Raw genomic sequence first — 21,543 nt, 5'->3', positions numbered from 1 at the left:
TGTCCTATTCTCCGAGCCTCGATTGCAAGCGTTCTGGCGCATTTCTTTTAATGCGTGGTTTCTCCACGCTCAACCGTGAAGAAGAATTTTTCGTCATGATCTGCCTGAACAACTTCGTCAGGCACGCTTTCCGGTCCCATCAAGAAGATGTTCGCGCCGAAATGATGATGCATTCGGGCCAGTTTTTCCATACGGTCGCCGGTTAACTCTTCGTAGAATTTCGAATAGTTTTCCGTTGCCCGCAAAGCATCGATTTTTTCGCGGTGGGCCGTCACACATTCCTCATGTTGGGCGCGAATGTCTGGATCGGCCAGCATCTTGTCGTACTCAACTTGCAGCTTGGGGATCATACGTTGGATCGACCGCTCTTCGACGTAATTGTTGTTCATACGGAACCAATATGCGAGGCCTTGATCGCGGTCGACGTGGTTCACACGACCCCGATCTCGTTTGACCAAAAAACTTTCGGCTGAGCGCACGGCATAGTGATTGAGTTGCACCAAGTCATACCCGTAGGTGTCGGCGTTTGACCGCCAAGCATTGCGATATTCTTCGCGTGGCATGGGCTTGCCAGAGCCATTGTACCAGCGGATTTTGTCCCAAACCTGTGGCTTCAAGCCCTTAGGGCGGTGCACGCCAAGCTTTTTAAACAGCCCGACATTTTTGAAAAGGGTTTTGAAACCCCATGCTTGGTGCGGTTTGTTGGCAAATTCGGGGGCGCAATTGGTGAACTGGTCCACCAAAAAAGCGTCTTCGTATTTGTGCACATCGTTGTTGCCAAACAGGCGCCATGTGCATGAAATCAAGTTCGCGTCAGGCAGGGCGTCGAACAGGGCGGGCAGGGTGCCATCGCCGACTTTGATGTCGATAAATTCATCCACATCCATTGAGATCGCCCAGTCAGATTTTTTGTAGACGTCTTCTTTTTCCGCCTGTTGCAACGCGTGGTGTTGTGGTTTGAGACCCGTGCCATGAAAGGCATTGTCGCGGTGTTGCAAAAAACCTTTTTTCTGCATCAATTCCAAAAGCGTATCTGTGCCGTCGGTGCAATCATTGGTGTAGACCAAAAAGCCTGTGACCCCGATAGCACGGTGGTAGGCGATCCATTCCAAGATGAACGGCCCTTCGTTTTTCATGCAGGTGACGATGGCCACAGAGTTGTCACCCTTTGGCGGCTTGGTCACGTCTTCTTTTGGCATGAAAACAGGTTTGTAGCCCCATTCTTTCTTGGCCATTTTAATCAGCTGATCGTTCTCGATCAAAGAGGCCTTGGGGACAATTTTTGACACTGTTTTGGCGATATGGCGCAGGCCCATGTACCGGAAAAACGGATAACCCACTTTGGCATCTGCACCGCCGATACGGATCAAGCGAAAAACCGCACCCTCTGACAGTTTGGCAGGGGCTGCACACCAGCGCCCTCGTTTCTTTTTTTCGTCAAACTGGACGCAGATATGATCGGCGAACCGCACGGCGTCTTGGTCGCGTGCACGCCAAGGATAGCACTGACTGCCCACAAGTTGCACCACACCGTTTTCAGCCGTTTGGGCCAAATCGAAAACCGACGCGTCACCGTTGTGCGGTATCAGATCGTAAACCTCGATGTTGGCAATAGCTCGGGCGGTCTCCAAGTACCGTCTTCGCAGCAGTTCATAGACCAAAACATCGGCCAACGGTGATGACCAAGGCTCTGGATTTGGAATGGCCATACGGTCTTTGCCCGGCGCGCCCGGTGTGGCGAAAGGGTGGTTTTCAGACGGTGATTTTCGATTGCCCAAGGGTTCGGTAACATCAACAACAAGAACGCGCAAATCGGCTTGCAGGGCGGCCAAGCCAAATTCAAGTCCAGCAAGAAAATTTGGATCTGTATCAGGTGCTGCCCTGTTTAAAATCACGGCCCCTGTCAGACCTTGGTGTTCGACGTGAAAGGCCAACCATTCCAGTACGGCTTCTGACGTCTCGCCATTCCGCGTCGCCAAAGCCACGTTGCGTCCTGCCATGAGCTCGGGTTGCGGCTTCACAGGCGTGATTTCGCGGGGATGTCCGGCCAAAGTGGCCGTGATGACGTCGGTTGTCGGCGTACCGATGATCCAAGGCGCATTGCCAACCGAGCGGAGTTCCCCGTCCTTAAAGATATCTGTGGCGATGGAGTTGGGCAAAAAGCTTGTGTGATCAAAAAATAGCTCAACCTTGCCGCTAGGTGTGGTCACTGCGTCCAAAAGGGTGATGTTCCCAAAGACCTGAGCTTCGATACAATGTGTGATAAGTTCAGCCATTTGGGTCCTCAGAGACAAGAGATTTAAGTCGTGTGATATGTGCACCAAGCTGCGCTTGTGTCGGGGGCGTCGAACCGGCCAGCAGTTCAAGCTGCCACATGAACTCTATGATGGGCCGTTTAGATGTAAGCGTGGCAAGTGCTTTGCGGTGCTGCGCCACACTTGCGGCGTGCAACGCATTAAGATCCGAAAGGGTTTCACGCACCGCTTGCGCGGCAGCTCGCATGGGTGCGATGCGTAGATCTTTGACGCTGTTAAAATTGCGCTCTGCCCAATAGCCTGCTGCGATGGGTTTATCCATATGATTGGGCAAGCCACGCGCGGATTTAAGCACGAATTCTTCGATGGAGCGGACCGAATAATGGTTGAGCCAAGCGCGTTCGCCCTGATGTGGGACGCCATATAGATTTATACGCGATTGCTGTGCCGCGAATTCTGGCGGCAAGCGTTTGTTTGAGGCGGTTTGCCAATGCGCGTCCTTGCCCTTCGGGCGGTGAATGCCCAATTCGCGAAAGGCCTGCGGCCTATGTAGCGTTTTGAAAAAATGCGCCAAAGGCAGATTGATGCCGTCAGGGGCCGCATGGATGAACCGCTCCGACACCGGTTGATCGATATATGTGCCATGTCCTGAATGTCCAAACAAATGCCAACGCAGCGGCACAGCATCAGCATTGCCGATCAGGTCGTCCATCGGCAAGCCATCCAAGACGAGGTATTCATCAACGTCAAAAAACAAAGCGATATCAGCCGACTTATATCTATCATGTCGGGTCAACAGCTTCATGGCTTGCCATTGAACCGAGGCATCGCCTTCGGGTTCAAACGGCAAATGAGTCACAAGGCCCTTTTCTTGCAACGCGTCCAACAGGGTGTCGGTGCCGTCCATGCAATCATGGGAGGCAATCAAAAAATGGGTGAATCCGGTGGACAAATGATGCGCGATCCAATCAAGAACCCACGGGCCCTCATTGCGGATGCATGTGATCCCAACTGCGTTCAAACCAAAATACCCCGGATTCGCCACTGGCCGCCACGCGACCTTTTCAAACTTTATGTCTGATATTCTTTGGAAATGGGTCTCATACCCCCTTGCCTAAGTCAAGGTTCGCCCGTTTCAGCGGCACCTATAAGCCTTGTTTTTCATCGAATGCCTCAAAGCCCCATGAGTGCTGGACGGATGGTGACCGGATGTTTAAGATTCCCCTTAGAGCAGGTCGTGGCTTTGGCTAAAATGCCGGAGCAAAGATAGTAAAAAAAGGGCGGTTTGCGCCCGAGGATGCAGGTTATGTCAGAACTTCCCGAAATTGCGTCATTGTGGATTGGTGGGCGCCTGAGCTGGCTTGAACAGCTCTGCTTGAAAAGTTTCGCAGATGCGGGGCACCACACAACTTTGTATTCGTATGAACCGATCCCCAATGTGCCCGAAGGGGTTCACACGGCGGATGCGGCGGATATTTATCCGGCTGAGCCCATGTTGCGCCACGCGCGGACGGGTAGCCCTGCGATCCACGCGGATATGTGGCGCCTTAATTTACTCAAGCAGACCGACAAGATTTGGGTTGATGCGGACATGTATTGTTACCGCCCCTTTGATTATAGCTCGCCCTATGTCTACGGTTGGGAAAAAGAGGGCCTTGTGTGTAACGCCGTTTTGGGCCTGCCACGCGACAGTAAAACGCTTGACGCGTTGCTCAACTTTTTCAAAGACGAATATGCGATCGCGCCTTGGTTTAAAGACTGGCAGATCCGTGAGCTTGAAGCTGAACGGGACGCAGGCAAACCTGTACATATGACGGCGCAAAACTGGGGCTTTACGGGGCCTGCCTCTGTGACCCATTTCTTGATCGAGACGGGCGAAATCGAACATGCGCAGCCAGAGCCTGCGTTTTACCCCGTGAGCTTCCCTGATCGCAATCACATGATTCAAAGCCGTTTCAACGTGGAAGAACGCTTTACAGATGACACCAGAGGTGTACATTTTTGGGCTCGCCGGATGAAACCGCGCTTGGAGGAAAAAGAAAACAATGTGCCGCGTCGTGGGTCTTTCATGCATGGCTTGTTGGCCAAGCATGACATCGACCCATCGAAAGCGCCGATCCCTGCGAAAAAACCGAACGCGAACGCCAAAGCCCCGACTGATGACGCGAAATTCCAAGCCGAGATCGGGCTGGCCGCGCTCAAAGCCGACTCTTCTATGGACAAGCTTTGTCGCGATTTCTTGGTGGATAAACAATTTATCAAAACATGCCGTGACACGATTTCTCAAAACGCAGCAAAGCTGTTTGAGAGCGAAGAGGATTGAAGGCTAATGACACACATTGAAGATCTCGTTGCAAATTATCCGCACCGTAGACATTTTTTGCAAACGGTGAACTTGCCGACTGTCGCCCCAAACGGGCAGTCGTTTTTGTATATGAAAAATCACAAATGCGCCTGCACCACGGTGATCGCGACGCTCATGAGCTTGCTGGCAAAACAGCAAGGTATTGAAGAAGAAATTTCAATGGATTCTGTGCACGCTCCGCCCAAGTCAGTGTTGCTAACGGGGCCGCGTGGGCTCAGCAATGAAAGTGTGATGGCAGCGATCGCGGATCCTAAGGTGTTTAAATTCTCTATTGTGCGCGATCCAGTAACACGCACAGTGTCTGCATATGCTGATAAAATCGCATCTGGTGATAAGCAAAAGGCCAAGCTGATGAAGTACCTTGGTCGCCCTGCGGACAGCAACATTACGCTCAAGCAGTTTATTGCGCTTTTGGCCTCTGATGAGGGTGCGCGCAATCTGGACCGTCATTGGCGCTCGCAACGTCAAGAGATTTCTTATGACCATATCCCGTTCGATTATATCGGTACAGTCGAAGACATCAAACCTGCGATGGGTCATATTGTTAGCAAGATTTTTGGTGATGAAGCCGTGGCGCAGGTCGTCGATACACGCACCTCTATGGGGCATAAAACGTCGTCGAAAGCTATGATCGCGACATTGATTGACCGCGATATGAGGAACCTTCGCAAAGCATTTGGGCCCGACTTTGAAATGTACGAAGCGGTGCAGTCTAAACTGGCAGCAGCAAAATGATGGATGGCGACGCCAGCCCAGCCACAAAGTCTGATTGGCGCGAAGAACTGCGTCAACTCGGAGCCTCTGAAGGTTTTTATGAGGAGTTGGGCGACAAGCACACAGCTTTGCATATCAAACGTGGTTCGACGTTGATTGTGACCTTTGAAAACCTTGACCACGTGTTTGAAGATGGTGAAGGGAAAATGCCTTGGGGCTTTGACTTCGTGACCAAACGCGGTTGGTCGATGCTTGGACTGATGGCGCATGATTGGACGTGGTATCGCGATGAAGATGTTTATGCGTTTTTTGATCGCTTGAAATCTGAAGGTTTTTTTGACAGTTTCGAGCGGGTGGTGTTCTACGGTGCGTCCATGGGGGGCTATGCGGCTGCGGCGTTTTCTGCGGCCTGCCCAGGGGCAACGGTTGTGGCTATTTCACCGCAGGCGACATTGTCGCGAACAGATGCCAGCTGGGAAACGCGCTATCGCAAGGCATGGAAGCGCGATTTTTCCACGCGATACGGGTATGCACCTGACATGGTTCAGTCAGCAGAGAAAGTGTTTTTGTTCTACGACCCTTTCGCGCCCTTAGATGCAATGCATGCCGCGCTGTTTCGTGGCGATAACGTCGTCAAACTGCGCTGTCGGTACTTTGGGCATCGCATCGCATCAATGTGGATCCGTTTGGGTATTTTAAAGCCGATTGTCGAGCAATCTATTGCTGGGACATTGACGGAACCTGTTTTTTATAAAATGCTGAGGGCACGCCGCGAAGATGCGCGGTTTCAACGAGAAATGCTTGAGCGTCTTGAAAAAAAAGATCGTCCTTGGCTTGTCGCAATGTATTGCGACGCAGTTCTTGGGCGACGAGGTGGTCCTAAATTTCGACAAGCGATGAGGGCAGCGCGTAAAAAAATGAGCCACTAAAAGTGTCTCTGTGGATAAAGTGGGTTATTGGTGCTAGACAATTACAAAGCATATATTCGGCGCGACCCTGATGCGCCAAACTCCAAGACGACGCGCGCCAGTGTCCTGACTGCTCGGCTTCGCGCCGCCATATTGCGCGGGGAACTTAAGTCAGGGCAAAAGGTCAATCTTGATCGGTTGCGTGACAAATACGGTGTGTCGTTGTCGCCTCTTCGCGAAGCCATTTCGCGTCTGTCCATCGATGGTTTGGTCCACACTCAGGACCAGCGTGGGTCAACAATAGCGCCAATGACTCTGCGCGAACTGACAGAAATCGGACGGTTGCGGCGTGAAGTCGACGTTCTTGCGATGCGCACGGCAATGGCGCATGGCGGAACTGAGTGGCGGTCAAACTTGCGAACTATGGCGGTTGAACTTCACACTGCGTCGCAGTCGACAGCGGCCGAGTATTTTGACGAAATTTGGTCCATTGCTCATACGAATTTCCATAAGGCTTTGGTCAGCGGCAGTCAAATGCCGATGTTGAACGCCTTTTGTATGAATTTGCATGATCTTCATGATCGATATCGACGCCAATTGTCACCTCCAGACGTTTCTTATTCTGGCCTGTGGCGTGAACATGCGGAAATTGCGTCATGTGTCTTGAACGGTAGCGCGGATGTGGCGGCGCTTGCACTGCAAGCACACTTTGACAAGGAAATTGCAACTCTTGCCGAGCGGCTTGAAAACGCGTCATAAAGAGTTGGGCCACTATCGGCGCGACATTTGTGAAAGGCGACCCAAATGACTAAGAAGATTTTCATTCTAAACGGGCCAAATCTAAATCTTTTGGGCAAGCGCCAACCTGAAATTTACGGTCATGACACGCTTGACGATGTCGCCGCCAACTGCGCTGCTTTGGGGGCTGATCTCGGTCTGGAAATTGAGCTGAAACAGTCCAATTTTGAGGGCGGCATTGTCGAGATGATCCACGATGCGCGCGAACAAGCGGCTGGCATCATCATCAATCCGGGCGCCTACACGCATACATCTGTGGCAATTCTGGACGCGCTCAACACCTTTGAAGGCCCTGTTTTTGAAGTGCACATTTCAAACGTCCACAAACGCGAATCCTTTCGCCACCATTCCTATGTCTCACTGCGCGCGGACGGCGTGATGGCTGGATTTGGTGTTCAGGGCTATGAATTGGCTTTGCGCCGCATGGCTGTTGTTCTGAACTGATATCGTTGCTTTAGCGCCTCAGGCGAATGGCTAGCCATGACAAAATACTGGGAGCGATCGCGATCAAAATCACGATGCGCGCCAGATGATGCAAGGCGATATAGGCGACGTCGCCGTTCATCGCGATGGCGACCAGCGACATTTCTGTCAAGCCTCCCGGCGCGTAAGCCAGTAAGACTTGTTGGGTCGTTTGGCCAAACATGCTGTGCAATGAGACGGCAAACCCCAAAGACACAGCCAGCATCACAGTGGTGGCGATGGCACTCAACACCAGCGTCTCAACGATTAGCTTTGAGGGCGCCCCCATAAAGCGACAGCCCATCATGGTGCCCAAAATGATTTGCGAACAAATCACCAAAACGGGCGGTGGCGCAGAGTGCGAAATCCCTGTCATATGGGCGATAGCTGATAAGATCAGGGGGCCTAACAACGGCGCTGCTGGCAGTTTCAGCGCTTTGCCCAATACCCAGCCAAGCACGGCGCAGCTTAGTAGAATTGCCCCGCTTTTAAAATCAAACGCAACCTGTGTACCGCTGGGCACCGCAGCACTGGCGACATTATAGCCCAAAACAAGTCGAAAATAGACGGCGATGAACGACACAGTGACGACAATACGCGCGGCGTGCGACAAGATGATCCGCTTTTCATCGCCACCAAGTTCACCGCCAATGATGGTCATTTCATTCAAACCGCCGGGCATGGCAGAAAAGAACGCGGTCACTGGATCAAGTCGTCCGATTTTGATGTACAGCGGGACCACCAATGCGGCCGCGACAGCGATGTAGATGACCAAACCGATCAGCGAGAATGCCCATTCTTGTAAATGTGAAAAGGTCTGCGTGTCAAAACCCGCGCCCAGCATAATGCCGATCACTGGCATGACATAGGGGCGCAAACCGCCAGGGCCTTGCAGTGGCACTTTTACGATCACGGCCAAGAAACTGGCAAACATGGCCCCAAGCATCCACGGCAAGGGCAAACCCAAAAGTGAAAACGCAAGACCGCCGCCTGTTCCAATGGCCAAAGCCAATGCAATTTGAGGTGATTTGAGGGGCAGCGTGAGGTTGAATTTCAAAATGAGACCAAAAGTTGTTTCCGAGTGTTTATACGCTCGCGATTTTGAAATGCGAGTAAAAACAGCCCAGCATATCTATGAATGGCATGCATGTTCAGGCGAGCTCCGTTGCCCAAACGCAGAAAATTCCACCGCGCGAGAACTGAATTTTGTGGTTCATCTCGGTGAAACGCCCTTTTATTTGTGGTTATCGGTGCCAAAACCCATTATTTAAACACAACTGTCATCAACGGAGACTGTCTCAGTGCTCGATATTACTCATGTCAAAACTGTTCTTGCAGATCACTACGACCTTGCGCCTTCCCCAGAATTGGCCGCAAGCATGCAAGATATCTATGACAAAATGTCCCGCGTTGTATCGCCCGTTGAGTGGGCCATTTACGCCCCATACGTCAAAGCGATCAATGAATTAAAGGTCAAACGCAACGCGGTGATTTTGGGTCACAACTATATGACGCCCGAGATTTTCCACGGTGTGTCTGATTTTGTGGGCGACAGCCTTCAGCTTGCGATCAAAGCCACCGAAGTCGAGGCCGATGTGATCGTGCAGGCCGGCGTGCACTTTATGGCAGAGACCTCAAAAATTCTCAGCCCAGACAAAATCGTGCTGATGCCTGACATGGACGCTGGGTGTTCCTTGGCCGAAAGTATCACGGCAGAAGGCGTCGAACAGATGCGCGCCAAATACCCCGGTGCGCCTGTGGTGTCTTATGTGAACACAACCGCCGAGGTGAAGGCTGCGTCTGACATTTGCTGTACGTCTTCGAACGCGGTGCAGATTGTTGACGCTATGGAAAGCGATACGGTCATCATGACGCCGGATCAGTTCCTTGCGCAAAATGTCGCAAACCTGTCCAAGAAAAAGGTCGTATTCTGGGAGGGCTCGTGCATCGTGCACGAATTGTACAAAGCAGAAGATCTGCGCGCATACCGCGAAAATGATCCAGAGGTGAAAATCATCGCGCACCCTGAGTGCACGCCTGAAGTGGTCGCCGAAGCCGATTTTACTGGCTCCACCAGCGGCATCATCAAATGGGTTCACGACAACAAACCCGCCAAAGCGATGTTGATCACGGAATGTTCGATGGCGTCCAACATCGCGGATGAGCTGCCGGAAGTTGAGTTCGCGAAGCCCTGTAATGCTTGTCCGTTCATGAAGAAAATTACGCTCGAGAAAATCTTGTACGCGCTGCACACCATGGAAGGCCAAGTCGAAATTGACCCTGAGATGGCCGAAAAAGCCAAGCTGTCTGTAACGCGGATGATTGATTTGTCTCGCAAACTGGGTTTGTGATCTAAGTCATGAAAGAGATCAAAACAGACCGTATCGTCATTGTTGGCGCTGGCCTTGGTGCCCTTTATGCAGCTCTCAAATTGGCACCGCGGCCTGTTGTGATGATTTCCCCAGAAGTCTTGGGCGAAGGCGCAAGCTCTGCTTGGGCGCAAGGGGGCGTTGCTGCGGCGATGGACCCTTTGGATGATCCCAAAAATCACGCAGCCGACACTGTGAAAGCTGGAGCAGGGACCGTGGATGCTGAGGTCGCTGACTTGGTGACGTGTCATGCGCGCGACTACATTTTGGATCTCACCCGTATGGGCGCGCCCTTTGATCGCACGGATGACGGCGGCTATGTAATGTCGCGCGAGGCCGCCCATAGCTATGCCCGCGTTGTACGGGTCAAAGGCGACCAAGCGGGTGCCGAGATTATGAAAGCCCTGATTGAGCAGGTCCGCGCAACGCCTTCTATTCAAGTGCTTGAAGGCACTATGGCAACGGCCTTGGACACGCAAGATGGCAAGGTGACGGGCATCGCGATTCAAGACTCTGCCACGGGACGTTCATCGCCGATTATGTTGCGCGGTTCGGCGTATCTTTTGGCGGGGGGGGGCTCTGGCGGGCTTTACGCAATCACAACCAACCCGCCCCGTATTCGTGGGCAAGTGATTGGCATGGCCGCGCGTGCAGGGGCTGAAATCACCGATGCTGAGTTCGTGCAATTTCATCCTACAGCGATGGATGTGGGCGAAGATCCGGCACCTTTGGCGACCGAAGCTTTGCGCGGCGAAGGCGCTATTTTGGTCAACAAAGACGGTGAGCGGTTCATGCAAGCCGTTCATCCAGATGCAGAACTTGCGCCGCGTGATGTTGTGGCACGTGCGATTTTCTCACAGTGGAAAACGGGTATGCGTCCGATGTTAGACACGCGCGAGGTTTTGGGTGAGAGCATCAAAACGCAGTTTCCGGCCGTGGCCGAAGCCTGCGCACGCAATGGTATTGATCCCGCGCTAGAGCCCATTCCCGTGGCCGCTGCCGCGCATTATCACATGGGCGGTATTGCCACTGATACAGATGGGCGTGCCAGCCTTGGTGGGCTTTGGGTCTGCGGTGAGGCGTCATCAACGGGGCTTCATGGTGCGAACCGGTTGGCCTCGAACGGATTGCTTGAGGCTTTGGTTTACGCGCGCATCTGTGCCGATAATATCATTGCTGCTGTGCCTGCCTCAAAGGACGCTGCCATCAATACGCCACTGGATATTCAGTTTGAAGAGGGCGGCGTTGCCCCCGATCCTGAGGTTGTGATGAGCCTGCGTCAGACGATGACTTCGTTGGTTGGCGTTGTGCGTGATGAGGCGGGGCTTCGGGCCGCCTTGCGCAAAATTGATGCGCTCGAGGCCGCTCATGCTGACAGCCCCTCGTTTATGAATATGTGTGCCACTGCCACCTTAATTGCGGGCTGTGCGCTGTTGCGTCGTGAAAGTCGCGGTGCGCATGAACGCTCTGACTTCCCTGAGACGGATGCGGGCGAGGGCGTTCGCTCCAAGGCCCAATTGACAGATATGCTCGCGTTGCGGGCCAAGATTTCTAAGGACACAGTATGAGTTTTTCCACCGTTCCCGATCTCGTGCTTGAACCGATGGTGCGCAGTGCGTTGCTTGAAGACTTGGGCTCTTACGGCGATGTGACCACTCGCGCTGTGATCCCCGCCAGCACGCAATATGATGCCCGCATCAACGCACGCGAAGACGCGATTGTCTCTGGGATGCAAGTGGCCGCTTTGGCGTTTCGTCTTGTCGATCCGAAGCTTGTGATCGAAGTGCATATCGCGGATGGGCAAACTTGCGTGAAAGGCGACACTTTGATGACCATCAAGGGTGCGGCTTCCTCGATCTTGTCGGGCGAACGCGTGGCGTTGAATTACGCGGGGCGCCTTACAGGCATCGCGACCAAAACCGCTGGTTTCGTGGCCGAGGCCAAAGGCACCAAAGCTCGTATCACTTGCACGCGTAAAACCACACCGAACATGCGCTTGGTTGAAAAACTGGCCGTGCTGCATGGGGGAGGGTTCAATCACCGTTATTCGCTGTCTGATGCCATCTTGATCAAAGACAACCACATTGCAGCCGCCGGCGGTGTGCGCGAAGTTCTTGAAGCCTCCAAAGCCCATGCCAGCCACATGATGGCCGTCGAGATCGAAGTTGATCGTCTGGATCAATTGGCTGAGGTTTTGGACGTCGGCGGGGCCAGCGTTGTGTTGCTCGACAATATGGACAACGACACCCTGTGCGAGGCTGTGGCGATGGTTGCGGGGCGGATGCTGACCGAGGCCAGTGGCAATGTCACTCTGGACCGTATCGCGTCAATTGCGGCGACTGGCGTGGATTACATTTCATCTGGTGCGCTGACGCATTCTGCGCGCACTGTTGACCTTGGGCTTGATTTTTAAGTCGCTCAGCTCGGTCTCAACTTTACGGATAATGTATAACTTCGGCGGCACTCTATGCCAGGTCACAAATCTCAGGCCGCGCCTGGAAGCAACGGCAGGTGTGGATAGGCATTTTGGCGGTCTTGAAATGACAAGATCGACGGCTTGACCACAACGCCCGTGTCAATGTTGCCGCTGGCAACACCCGGCTGCATGGGATTGATGCCGCGACAGTGCAGGATGTCCCGACATTCGCGCAAATCCTACCTGAGCTGCGCCCTATTATGGAGGCGCATCCACTTGTTCAACACAGCCGCTTTGATGAAAAGGCATTTGATACGGCATGCAAACGGGCCAATCTGCCGATTTTAAAGTCGGTTTGGACCGATAGTGTGGCTGTTGCGTGCAAGGCTACCGGAACATTGGGCGGCCACGCTGGTTGGTCATAAGTCAGCACGGTCAGAGAATGGGATCACCTATGGCATCTATTCAGCAGGTATCTCTGACGCACAGAAGCGGTCCATCGTGGATCAGATACGGTTGCCAATGCCCACAGGGGTCTAGGTAACATCATCACCTCGGCGGGCCATGACGGTTCGCCGGGGGTCCACTTTGCTTTCTTTTTGCCCCAGTAACCGCCTCAGTTAGAAGGATGACGCAGTAAAGGCGATGCAAACCAATAGACCTCAATGTCTCCTACCACCCCAGCCATTTTCACCATCATCAACAAGCATAGACCCAGCAGACGAACACGCTGAGGAATGCCCCAGATTTATGCCTCCTGTGGTCTCTTACCTTTGTTACTTCTTCTTTCGTAAGGAGGGAGGGGGAATAGGTATAAGCCGCCCGTTTTTTCAAATTGCTGAATCCAACTCCGGTGACTCTTGCTGGGATCGAAGTTGCGCATATGATCCAAAAAAGTCCGTTTGACCAGTCAGAGTAGTCTGACTTCACACAATTCTCTGCATTCGCTGGATAGGTGTATCCGCTCGTAGAGCCACCTTCGGCGCGCCGGAAACTTTGCAACACTATCAGCCAAGTTAGGCAATCTGCATTGGGCTCTGTAGGTTGGGCACAGATACGGTTCTGATTTGTTCCAACCTTGGCACAGCGGATAACAACCGTTTGGTATAGGGGTGCTGCGGATCGTTTAGAACCTTATGGGTTGGGCCGGTTTCCACGATTTCCCCTTTCAGCATCACGGCAATCCGGTGGCTGACTCGTTCGATCACGGCGATATCATGGCTGATAAATAGCATCGAAACCCCGTCGCGTTGTTGGATGTCCGCTAAAAGATCGGTCACGCGTCGAGCGTTCGACACATCTAACGCCGACACAGCTTCATCTGCGACAATGATCTTTGGTCGCACAGACAGGGCGCGCGCGATACAAATACGTTGACGTTGCCCGCCTGAAAACTGATGTGGGTAACGGTCCACCGCATCGGACGGAAGCGCGACTCGCGCCAAAAGCTCCACAGCCATCTCACGGCGATCTTTGCGGCTCACCGTCCCATGTAAGAACGCGGGTTCAGTCACCACATCTCGGATCGCCATGCGCGGGTTTAGGGAGGCGTAGGGGTCCTGAAACACCATTTGAATATGCGCCCGATGGGCCTTTAACGCCGCGTGAGACATTCCGTCAATCCGCGTGCCCAACAGATCGATTTCACCTGCTGACGGTTCCACCAGTCGCATTATGGATCGGGCAAGAGTGGATTTTCCGCATCCCGATTCTCCCACCAAGCCCAGCGTTTCCCCTTGTCCCAATTCAATCGTCACATCGCGCACAGCAGCGACGGCCTTATGGCGTGAAAATATCCCGTTGCCGCCATAGGTTGTCGTCAAATTGGAAACCTTCAAAACCGGTTTGGGGTCCTTCAAAGGCGCAGGCGATCCTTCGCCCAAGCGAGGTGAAGCTGCAATCAATTGTTTGGTGTAATCCGCGCGTGGCGTGGCAAAGAGACCCGCAATATATCCTTCCTCGACCTTGACACCATCCTTCATCACCACAACCCGGTCGGCGATTTCCGCCACCACGCCGAGATCATGCGTGATGAACAAAACCGCCATGCCCATGTCGGCCTGCAAGGATGCGATCAGGCGCAAGATCTCAGCCTGCGTTGTCACATCCAGCGCAGTTGTTGGTTCATCAGCGATCAGCACTTCAGGCTCGCACGACAACGCCATGGCAATCATGACCCGCTGGCGCTGGCCCCCAGACAATTCATGTGGATATTGATCTAATCGCTTAGCGGGGTCGGGCATCTTTACCCGTTTTAACGCCGCACAGGCCGCATCCCGCGCTGCAGAGCCACGTAATCCGCGATGCATTGTCAGCGCCTCGGATATCTGCGCACCGATGGTCATCACTGGGTTGAGCGAGGTCATAGGCTCCTGAAACACCATCGCAATCCGATCCCCGCGCAGGGCACGCAATGCGGCTGGTGGCAATGTGGTTATCTCTTCCGTGGTCTCTTCGCCAAAACGAATGGAGCCGCTTGTGATCTGCCCTCCTTCCCGTTCAATAAGCCGCAGGATCGACAGCGCGGTCACACTTTTGCCCGATCCGCTTTCGCCAACCAGTGCCAATGTTTCGCCGCGGTGAATGTCAAACGATAGACCATGCACCGCCTCGGTCTCGTCAAATGCAACGCGCAGATCGCGGACAGACAAGATAGGTGGATTGGAGATCATCGGCTTCACTCCTCAGAAAGCTTAGAAATGAACTGCGCTAGAGGTGTGGTCCAACGCTGCCGTGTCGGGGTCAAACGAGTCTCGAACGGATCATCGCCAAAAACCTGCCAATGGATTGTTTCGCCCAACTCCAACATCCCCCATGCACGCGCGGGTTCTCCCGCTGTGGTAAAGCTCTCGGTCAGGCTTTGTTGGGTGATGTGGGGGATGCCATCAACGGTGGTTACGGTGTTCCAATGTACATGCCCTGCGATGCAGACCAGCGGCACACGCGCTTGAGCCAACACATCTCGCACGCGCTCTGCCTGAGGATAGGTCGATAGGCTGGCGTTGCGTTGGAAATAGTAATTGCCGATCTGGCTATGGCCAGAACACGGAACATGGCTTGCCACCAGTGTCGGTTTCTCGGCGCGCTGCACCATGTGGGACAACCACAGCAAATCCTGCTCTGGCAGGTCAAATCCAGCGGGCGGGGTATTCCGGTGAATCTTGGCATCCGCACGCCACAGCGCCAACTGCCAATCACCGAGGTCGACGAGCTGATGATCCAGGCCGGTGTCCAAAATGGCCTCGTTATCGGCCACACTCAGATGGTCTCGGTCATGGTTGCCACAGATATGATGCACAGGCATGTCCAGATGTTTGAACACTTCGGCCACTTCACGCTCCAACCGCAGATCGGTTTCGGTGTCGATGTCGGAAATACGATCGCCCAGATCCAGCACGAGATCGGGCTTTTCCATATTTGCCCAATCACAAAACTGGGTCAGCAGATCAATCGCGGTATCCCCGCGTTTGGTATGAGATGGCGCGCCGTGATGGATGTCGGTGACGATTGCGATCCGGGTCATTGATTTGGCTCCTCATGGGATATGGGCCGGGCGCGCGAACGCCCGACTCTTTTAGGTTTCAGGCGTTTAGTTATCGGTCAGCGTGATGCTGCCCGCGCGGAAATCAAGAACATAGGGAATGTGACCTGGCATCGGTGCCCAATTGATGGACGTCTTCATGCCCCAGCTTTCGAACGGCCGATACAGTGGCAGAACCGCCGGATCGGCCTTAACCCGGTCCATCAACTCGGCATAAGCTGCCTTGCGGGCCTCGACATCCGTGGAGAAGCGGAAGCGTTCCCACATTTCTGCATATTCAGCATCAGTGTTGAACCGGCCTTCGCCTTCCGATGGTCCATCAGGCGCCCACATCACGCCGAACGATCCAAATGGGTCAGCAAAATACATCGGGTTGGACCAGTTGCGCGCCATCATTTCTGGATCATTGCCAGACCATTGTTCCTGCACGTTGACCTTGCCGACGATCCCGACATTGGCCCACATTTCCATGATCGCCTGCGCGGCGAGCAAACCGTTGGTGTAATAGGTCGCTGCGGTGTCATACTGGATTTCAAACCCGTCATACCCAGCTTCGGCCAGCAGTTCCTTGGCGCGCTCAGGGTCGTATTCAAAGGTCACAAGGTCCGGCTGATGCAGTGCGCCCATTTCGACCATTGTGTGCGTGGATGGCACAATAGCCTTGCCCAGCCACAGTCCTTCGTTCAGCGCGTCGCGGTCGATGGCCAGACTCATCGCTTGACGGATGCGCGGGTCTTTAAGTTTGGGGTGGTTCTGGTTCATGATCATCACATGAAACAACGCAGTGGCGGAGCCTGCAGTCTTCAAATCCTGGTCATTATCGATCAACGACAATTGGTCGGGCGCGATATTGGTAACGATGTCCGCTTCGCCGGTTTTCAGCGCGGTGATGCGGCTGGCGGTTTCGGAAATTTGAATTACGTTAACGCGTTCCAGCGGAGCCGTTTCGCCCCAGAAATCGTCAAAACGCTCCCAAACCAGCTTTTCACCCGGTTGAAAGCTTTCAACCTTGTAAGGTCCGGTGCCCACGGGAGCCAAGGCGAATGCCTCAAAGTCGCTGTCTTCGGCAACTTCGGGATCACCCGTCAACGCCATAGTATAGGCTTTGGGGATGATCATGACCTGTTGCAGTGAAATCAGCGTTTCCCAAAGCGGCTCTTCGCGGTTGGCATGGATGCGGATCGTGGTTTCGTCCACTTTTTCCGCCATAGGGAAGTTGGCCAGACGGTCTTTGGCACGCACAACATAGGGCGGGAACGTCGCCTGCATCATCCGGTTCAGGGAAAAGATTACGTCATCGGCGGTCATCGGATCGCCATTGTGGAATTTCACGCCTTCGCGCAGTTTCAGCTCCATAATGGTGGGTTCAATGAGCTCCCAAGAGACGGCAAGCGCAGGCACCCATTCGGGCTCAAGCTTGGAATGATCGCGGTCGATCAGCGTGTCGAAGCTGTTGTAGTAAAACTGTGAACCAACGTTGGAATGGTCGCGACCGGGGTCGAGGTAGGAAGATACATTGGCAGCGCCAACGGTGATTTCCTGCGCAGCAACAGCCAGCGGCAGTGCAACAGCAAGAGCAGTGGTCAGCAGTAAACGGTACATGGGATATCTCCAGTTATTTTGAGGTCTGAATGGTGATCGGAAGTCAGTCTCTGGGCCGCTTTTGCACGGCTCTTTGGGTTATTAGCGATCGTGCAATCGCACATCGGCGCGATCACGTAACCAATCGCCAAGGATCTGCACGGAAAAGGTAAGCGCCACGATCAGTGCAGCAGGCGTGAGGACAATCCACGGCGCAGTCGGCATGTAATCCCGACCCAGCCCCACCATTGAGCCAAGCGAAGGCTGCGGCGGTTGCACGCCAAGGCCAAGAAAGCTGAGTGTGCTTTCAAGGATTACGATATTCGATAGCGCTAGCGTGAATTGCACCACCAGTGGCGACACAAGATTAGGCAGCACATGGCGCCACGCGGCATAAAATGGCCCCGCTCCGGCGGTCCAGGCGGCCTCAATAAAGGGCAGCGACGACAGGCGGCGCACCTCGGCGCGCACAATTCGGGCGTATTGCTCCCATCCTGCAATGCCGAGTACGACCACCAGCACGGTCAGGCTCGACCCAAGAAGCGACAGGATCAACAACGCGATCAGCGTAAAGGGGATGGCGATTTGCATATCAACGAGCGACATGATCGCATCCTCAACCCAACCGCCCCGCAATCCGGCGATTAACCCGAGCGTGCCACCAATCAACAGCCCGATCAACGCCCCGGCAAATGCCAATGCTAGTGTTAGTCGTAGGCCATGCAAGGACCGCGACAACACATCCCGGCCAAGCTCATCTGTGCCGGCCAAATGCCCCGACAAATACCGTTCAAACCCTAGCGGCGGGCGCAACCTGCTCAGCAGGCTTTGATCCAATGGCCCAAAGGGCGTGATAACAGGGGCAAACACTGCCGAAACGACTAATATGACTGCTATCGCGATGGCGATTTTCTGGATGAAATCGGTGCGATCTGTCTTGCGACGGGGACGCGAAACCGGATCTGCAAGATTGGCCATGTCGTCTCTCCTTAGTTACGAGCAAGTCGGATGCGTGGATCAACCAGCGCATAGGACATGTCGGTGATGGCGTTGATGATCACGACCGCAACAGCCACGACGATGACCCCGAATTGCAGCACTGGATAATCGCGGATCAGGGCGGCATTCACCAAAAGTTGGCCGATACCTGGCCAGGAAAAGATGCTTTCGACCACGACACTGCCCGCGGCCGCCAATCCCGCGACCTGAAGGCCAATGACCGAAATCACCGTGACCCCGGCATTGCTAAATCCATGGCGCAGCACGACACGCGCCTCTCTCAGCCCTTTGGCACGAGCGGTGCGGATAAAATCTTGACCAAGCACATCCAACATGGCGTTGCGTGTAAATCGCGTCAGCGCGGCAATTAGAACGCCGGACATGGCGATGGTCGGCATGATAAAGTGTAGAAAGCTTCCATTTCCCACAACCGGTAACCAATTGAGCCAGTAGGAGAAAATTAGGATCATTATGATGGCAAGAATAAAAGAGGGCACTGCATATCCAGCAAAAGCCACCATCATTACCGCCGACCCGATCCAGCTTTTACGATAGAGCGCGGCAATAATCCCCAGCGGGATCGACAACACCACAGTTAGCCCAACAGAGGCCAACAACAATTGCCCCGAGGCCCAAAGACGATCGCCCACAACCTCGGTCACTGGACGGCGATCGACAAAACTAAGACCAAATTCACCAGAGAGCGCGCCGCGCAAAAACGCCAAATATTGCTGCCAGAGCGTGCCATCGAGTTGGAAGTAGCGGATCAACTCTAAACGACCTTCCGTCGTCAGGCCTTCGCCAAGAAACGTATCAATCGGGTTGCCCGACAGCCGGGTGGCGATAAAGGTAAGCGTAGCGATTGCGAACAAGGTTATCGCGGATTTAACGACCACGCGCGTCAGATATGGGATCATTGACCGCCCCTCCTTTGAATATGAATGAATGGTATGCCAAGTGCCGACGCCGCGCGCCCATCGGTCAAAATATTGTCGCCGACAAACACCGCATCGCGGGCGTTCAACCCGCTGCGCGCCAGCGCCATACGGAGCATTGTTGGACCCGGTTTGCCCAGGCTGCGCCACAGTAAATCCGGGCGAATGGCCAGCAAAGCCGCCAACAAGGCTCCGGTTTCCGCTATAGGTTGATTGTCGTGTCCCGGATGCGACAGATCTTCATTCGCAACCCAAAGTGGAATATCCTTTGCGACACCGGTCAAAATCTGACCCATTGTGTCCACCGTGACCCCCGGATCTCGGCACATCAGGAACGCATCGGGGGAATCGGATGTAAGGTCTAGTCCCAATGTTTTGGCATGCTCAATCAAGGAGACATCTGCAAACAGTTGGACGCGGCGCACCTTTTCGGTTTCTGCGAGATAATTGAGTGTAATTTCCCCTGCCAACAAGATACGATCTGCGGGCACGTTAATGCCCAAACCGGCAAGCCGCTGCGACATGATTAGGGCCGTGGTATCCGAACAGTTTGAAATAATCCAAAGCCGCTCACCGCAGGCCTCGACAAAGTTGGCGGTGTCGAAAAAACTGCGCCCTTCGGCCATCAGGCAACCATCCAGATCGCAAAGCACTAAACGCGCATCCGCCACAGCCGTGGCATCCAACCCAGAGTACCGTTTCACATTCGAAATTAGGTCAGTCACAGTGTCCAAGTCACAGTCTCCGATCTAGTGCCGAGCATTGCGCTTGGCTTTCAGGGGACATGTGATGGAGGTTTGTAATATCCTTGCTACAAACCAAAGCTAGTCTTTGAGTTAGATAAAGCTATTATTTGGAACCTATGAAATGGCCCTAAGCACCATTCGCCTCAATGCCGTTCGCGCCGTCGCCGAGGCTGGTTCTTATTCCGGCGCAGCTCGGCATCTGGGCGTCACGCAGCCGAATATTTCGGTTCAGGTTCGCGCCTTGGAGACCCAGTTCGGTGTGCGCCTTTTCGTGCGCGAGGCAGGTCAGCTTTTACCCACGTCTCTATGTCTCAAGCTTTGCGACTTGGCCGAACGTGCGGCAGAGGCACAGGGCGAGGCGGAACGCTTGTTGCTCAGCCGTTCCTCACTGTGTGAGGGTCGGATCGCCATTGGCTTGGGCAATGCCATGCCTGGAATGGCGGTGATTGCCGCTTTTCACCGTGCCTGTCCGGGGGTTACGTTAGATGTCGAAACAGGGTCGCATCAAAAAATCATTCGCGCCGTTTGTAACCATGAGTGCGATATTGGCCTGTTGCCCGACTTGCCCAACGATCCCCGGTTTCGACGCGAACTATTAGCCCATTCCGAAGTGATTGCCATCACGCCTGTCAATCATCCACTGGCAGGCAAAATCAACGTCACCGCAACGCAATTGTCAGCAGAATCTTTGATTTTTCGCGCGGCGGGGTCGTCCACTCAGCGGGCAGTGGAAAAGATGTTTGCGCAGGCGGGCTTGACGCCAAAGCCGTTCCTAACGCTCGACGCGCGCGATGGTTTGTATGAGGCCGTGGTGAACGGGCTAGGTGTCGGGTTCCTATGGCGCGATAGCACCAGCCGCACCGATGGCGTGGCCCGTCTACCAATTGTTGAAATGCGAGGGATCACATCCTACGAAACGGTATTCAGCTTAAAGGAGACCCAAAATCCGATTGTCGGAGCGTTCTTTGGCATAGCCAAACACTTTAATATGGGGCCTGAACAGTAGAAACCGTGTCGTTGAGTTTCATTCAGAACACTGGTTGGTATTGCAAAGTTGGTGACAAGGTTCGATCAAACGATATCAAAGTCATCCAAATAGCCAACCTTGGCGCATATCGCAGCGAAAGTCCGGTTTCCGCCCTCATTGCCTACCCTGCCGCAACCTTCGCCAACCATTCCTCAATCGTCTCATGTATCTTTGAGCGGTCTTTTTCTGACTCGCCCAAAAAGCGCGGGCAGGGATGTTGCCCCATGGTGCGCCCCCGCCGAGCGAGCTTTTGGCGGCCCCATACGAATAGGGATTAAATTTAAGATAGCTTTGAGGCGTAGTGAACGGCCCATATGTATGTACCGGCTGCTGTTCGCAAATGATTTCTTGCATGTTCTCGGAAGTCGCTCATATGTATTCGGCCTGTTGATCGACACGCAGGTCGTGGCCTTGTTGGGGTTACGCA

At 53.9% G+C, this 21,543-nt stretch carries 18 protein-coding genes; 9 read left to right on the top strand and 9 right to left on the bottom strand.

The annotated features are described in order from the left end of the window. Positions 1–47 precede the first annotated feature (47 nt). Together WNY38_RS04310 and WNY38_RS04305 are read right to left on the bottom strand one after the other, a co-directional pair. On the bottom strand, positions 48–2,276 hold the full coding sequence (locus WNY38_RS04310; protein ID WP_342856107.1) for a glycosyltransferase family 2 protein: 2,229 nt from the start codon (positions 2,274–2,276) through the stop codon (positions 48–50). Then, the gene (locus tag WNY38_RS04305; protein WP_342856106.1) at positions 2,269–3,300 is read right to left on the bottom strand and encodes a glycosyltransferase family 2 protein; all 1,032 of its coding nucleotides are present in this window, start codon (positions 3,298–3,300) and stop codon (positions 2,269–2,271) included. The genes WNY38_RS04310 and WNY38_RS04305 overlap by 8 nt, the downstream gene beginning before the upstream one ends. A gap of 261 nt (positions 3,301–3,561) precedes the next feature. Between WNY38_RS04305 and WNY38_RS04300 the strand changes: the two genes are divergently transcribed. The 5 genes from WNY38_RS04300 to aroQ are packed head-to-tail and all read left to right on the top strand — an operon-like array spanning position 3,562 to position 7,484. Next, entirely contained in the window at positions 3,562–4,578 is a 1,017-nt protein-coding gene (locus WNY38_RS04300; protein ID WP_342856105.1) for a hypothetical protein, read from the top strand. Positions 4,579–4,584: 6 nt separating this feature from the next. Then, on the top strand, positions 4,585–5,355 hold the full coding sequence (locus WNY38_RS04295; RefSeq protein ID WP_342856104.1) for a sulfotransferase family 2 domain-containing protein: 771 nt from the start codon (positions 4,585–4,587) through the stop codon (positions 5,353–5,355). After that, entirely contained in the window at positions 5,352–6,263 is a 912-nt protein-coding gene (locus WNY38_RS04290) for a phosphoadenosine phosphosulfate reductase (protein ID WP_342856103.1), read from the top strand. The genes WNY38_RS04295 and WNY38_RS04290 overlap by 4 nt, the downstream gene beginning before the upstream one ends. A 30-nt stretch (positions 6,264–6,293) precedes the next feature. After that, positions 6,294–7,001: a GntR family transcriptional regulator gene (locus WNY38_RS04285; RefSeq protein WP_342856102.1), complete on the top strand. Its 708-nt coding sequence runs from the start codon at positions 6,294–6,296 to the stop codon at positions 6,999–7,001. Between the two features lie 45 nt (positions 7,002–7,046). Beyond that, positions 7,047–7,484: a type II 3-dehydroquinate dehydratase gene (gene aroQ / locus WNY38_RS04280; protein ID WP_342856101.1), complete on the top strand. Its 438-nt coding sequence runs from the start codon at positions 7,047–7,049 to the stop codon at positions 7,482–7,484. A gap of 10 nt (positions 7,485–7,494) precedes the next feature. Here aroQ and WNY38_RS04275 read toward each other — a convergent pair whose 3' ends face one another. Next, entirely contained in the window at positions 7,495–8,559 is a 1,065-nt protein-coding gene (locus tag WNY38_RS04275) for an AbrB family transcriptional regulator (RefSeq protein WP_342856100.1), read from the bottom strand. Between the two features lie 244 nt (positions 8,560–8,803). Between WNY38_RS04275 and nadA the strand changes: the two genes are divergently transcribed. The 3 genes from nadA to nadC are packed head-to-tail and all read left to right on the top strand — an operon-like array spanning position 8,804 to position 12,284. Further along, positions 8,804–9,853, top strand: coding sequence for a quinolinate synthase NadA (gene nadA / locus WNY38_RS04270; protein WP_342856099.1), 1,050 nt, complete (start codon positions 8,804–8,806; stop codon positions 9,851–9,853). 8 nt (positions 9,854–9,861) lie between these two features. Next, positions 9,862–11,439, top strand: a complete 1,578-nt coding sequence (locus WNY38_RS04265) for an L-aspartate oxidase (RefSeq protein WP_342856098.1) — start codon at positions 9,862–9,864, stop codon at positions 11,437–11,439. Beyond that, positions 11,436–12,284, top strand: a complete 849-nt coding sequence (gene nadC / locus WNY38_RS04260) for a carboxylating nicotinate-nucleotide diphosphorylase (protein ID WP_342856097.1) — start codon at positions 11,436–11,438, stop codon at positions 12,282–12,284. Before WNY38_RS04265 ends, nadC begins: the two co-directional genes overlap by 4 nt. A gap of 1,019 nt (positions 12,285–13,303) precedes the next feature. Here nadC and WNY38_RS04255 read toward each other — a convergent pair. The 6 genes from WNY38_RS04255 to WNY38_RS04230 all read right to left on the bottom strand — a co-directional run bounded on the left by WNY38_RS04255 (position 13,304) and on the right by WNY38_RS04230 (position 20,068). Continuing rightward, the gene (locus WNY38_RS04255; protein ID WP_342856096.1) at positions 13,304–14,959 is read right to left on the bottom strand and encodes an ABC transporter ATP-binding protein; all 1,656 of its coding nucleotides are present in this window, start codon (positions 14,957–14,959) and stop codon (positions 13,304–13,306) included. Between the two features lie 5 nt (positions 14,960–14,964). Further along, complete coding sequence (locus WNY38_RS04250) at positions 14,965–15,810, bottom strand: metallophosphoesterase (RefSeq protein ID WP_342856095.1); 846 nt, start codon at positions 15,808–15,810, stop codon at positions 14,965–14,967. Positions 15,811–15,876: 66 nt separating this feature from the next. Next, the gene (locus WNY38_RS04245; protein WP_342856094.1) at positions 15,877–17,430 is read right to left on the bottom strand and encodes an ABC transporter substrate-binding protein; all 1,554 of its coding nucleotides are present in this window, start codon (positions 17,428–17,430) and stop codon (positions 15,877–15,879) included. An 81-nt stretch (positions 17,431–17,511) separates the two neighbouring features. Next, entirely contained in the window at positions 17,512–18,387 is an 876-nt protein-coding gene (locus WNY38_RS04240; RefSeq protein ID WP_342856093.1) for an ABC transporter permease, read from the bottom strand. Positions 18,388–18,398: 11 nt separating this feature from the next. Beyond that, a complete protein-coding gene (locus WNY38_RS04235; protein WP_342856092.1) occupies positions 18,399–19,325 on the bottom strand; it encodes an ABC transporter permease in 927 nt (308 codons plus the stop codon). Next, on the bottom strand, positions 19,322–20,068 hold the full coding sequence (locus WNY38_RS04230) for an HAD hydrolase-like protein (RefSeq protein WP_342856355.1): 747 nt from the start codon (positions 20,066–20,068) through the stop codon (positions 19,322–19,324). Before WNY38_RS04230 ends, WNY38_RS04235 begins: the two co-directional genes overlap by 4 nt. 142 nt (positions 20,069–20,210) lie before the next feature. On the opposite strand from WNY38_RS04230, the gene WNY38_RS04225 reads away from it, so the two are divergent. Then, a complete protein-coding gene (locus WNY38_RS04225; protein WP_342856091.1) occupies positions 20,211–21,095 on the top strand; it encodes a LysR family transcriptional regulator in 885 nt (294 codons plus the stop codon). The last annotated feature ends 448 nt before the right edge of the window (positions 21,096–21,543 follow it).

Source organism: Pacificibacter sp. AS14, from assembly GCF_038899935.1.
Taxonomy (GTDB): Bacteria; Pseudomonadota; Alphaproteobacteria; order Rhodobacterales; family Rhodobacteraceae; genus Celeribacter.
The sequence above is the reverse complement of the archived record's forward strand: the minus strand, read 5'-3'. Positions and strand labels throughout refer to the sequence as shown.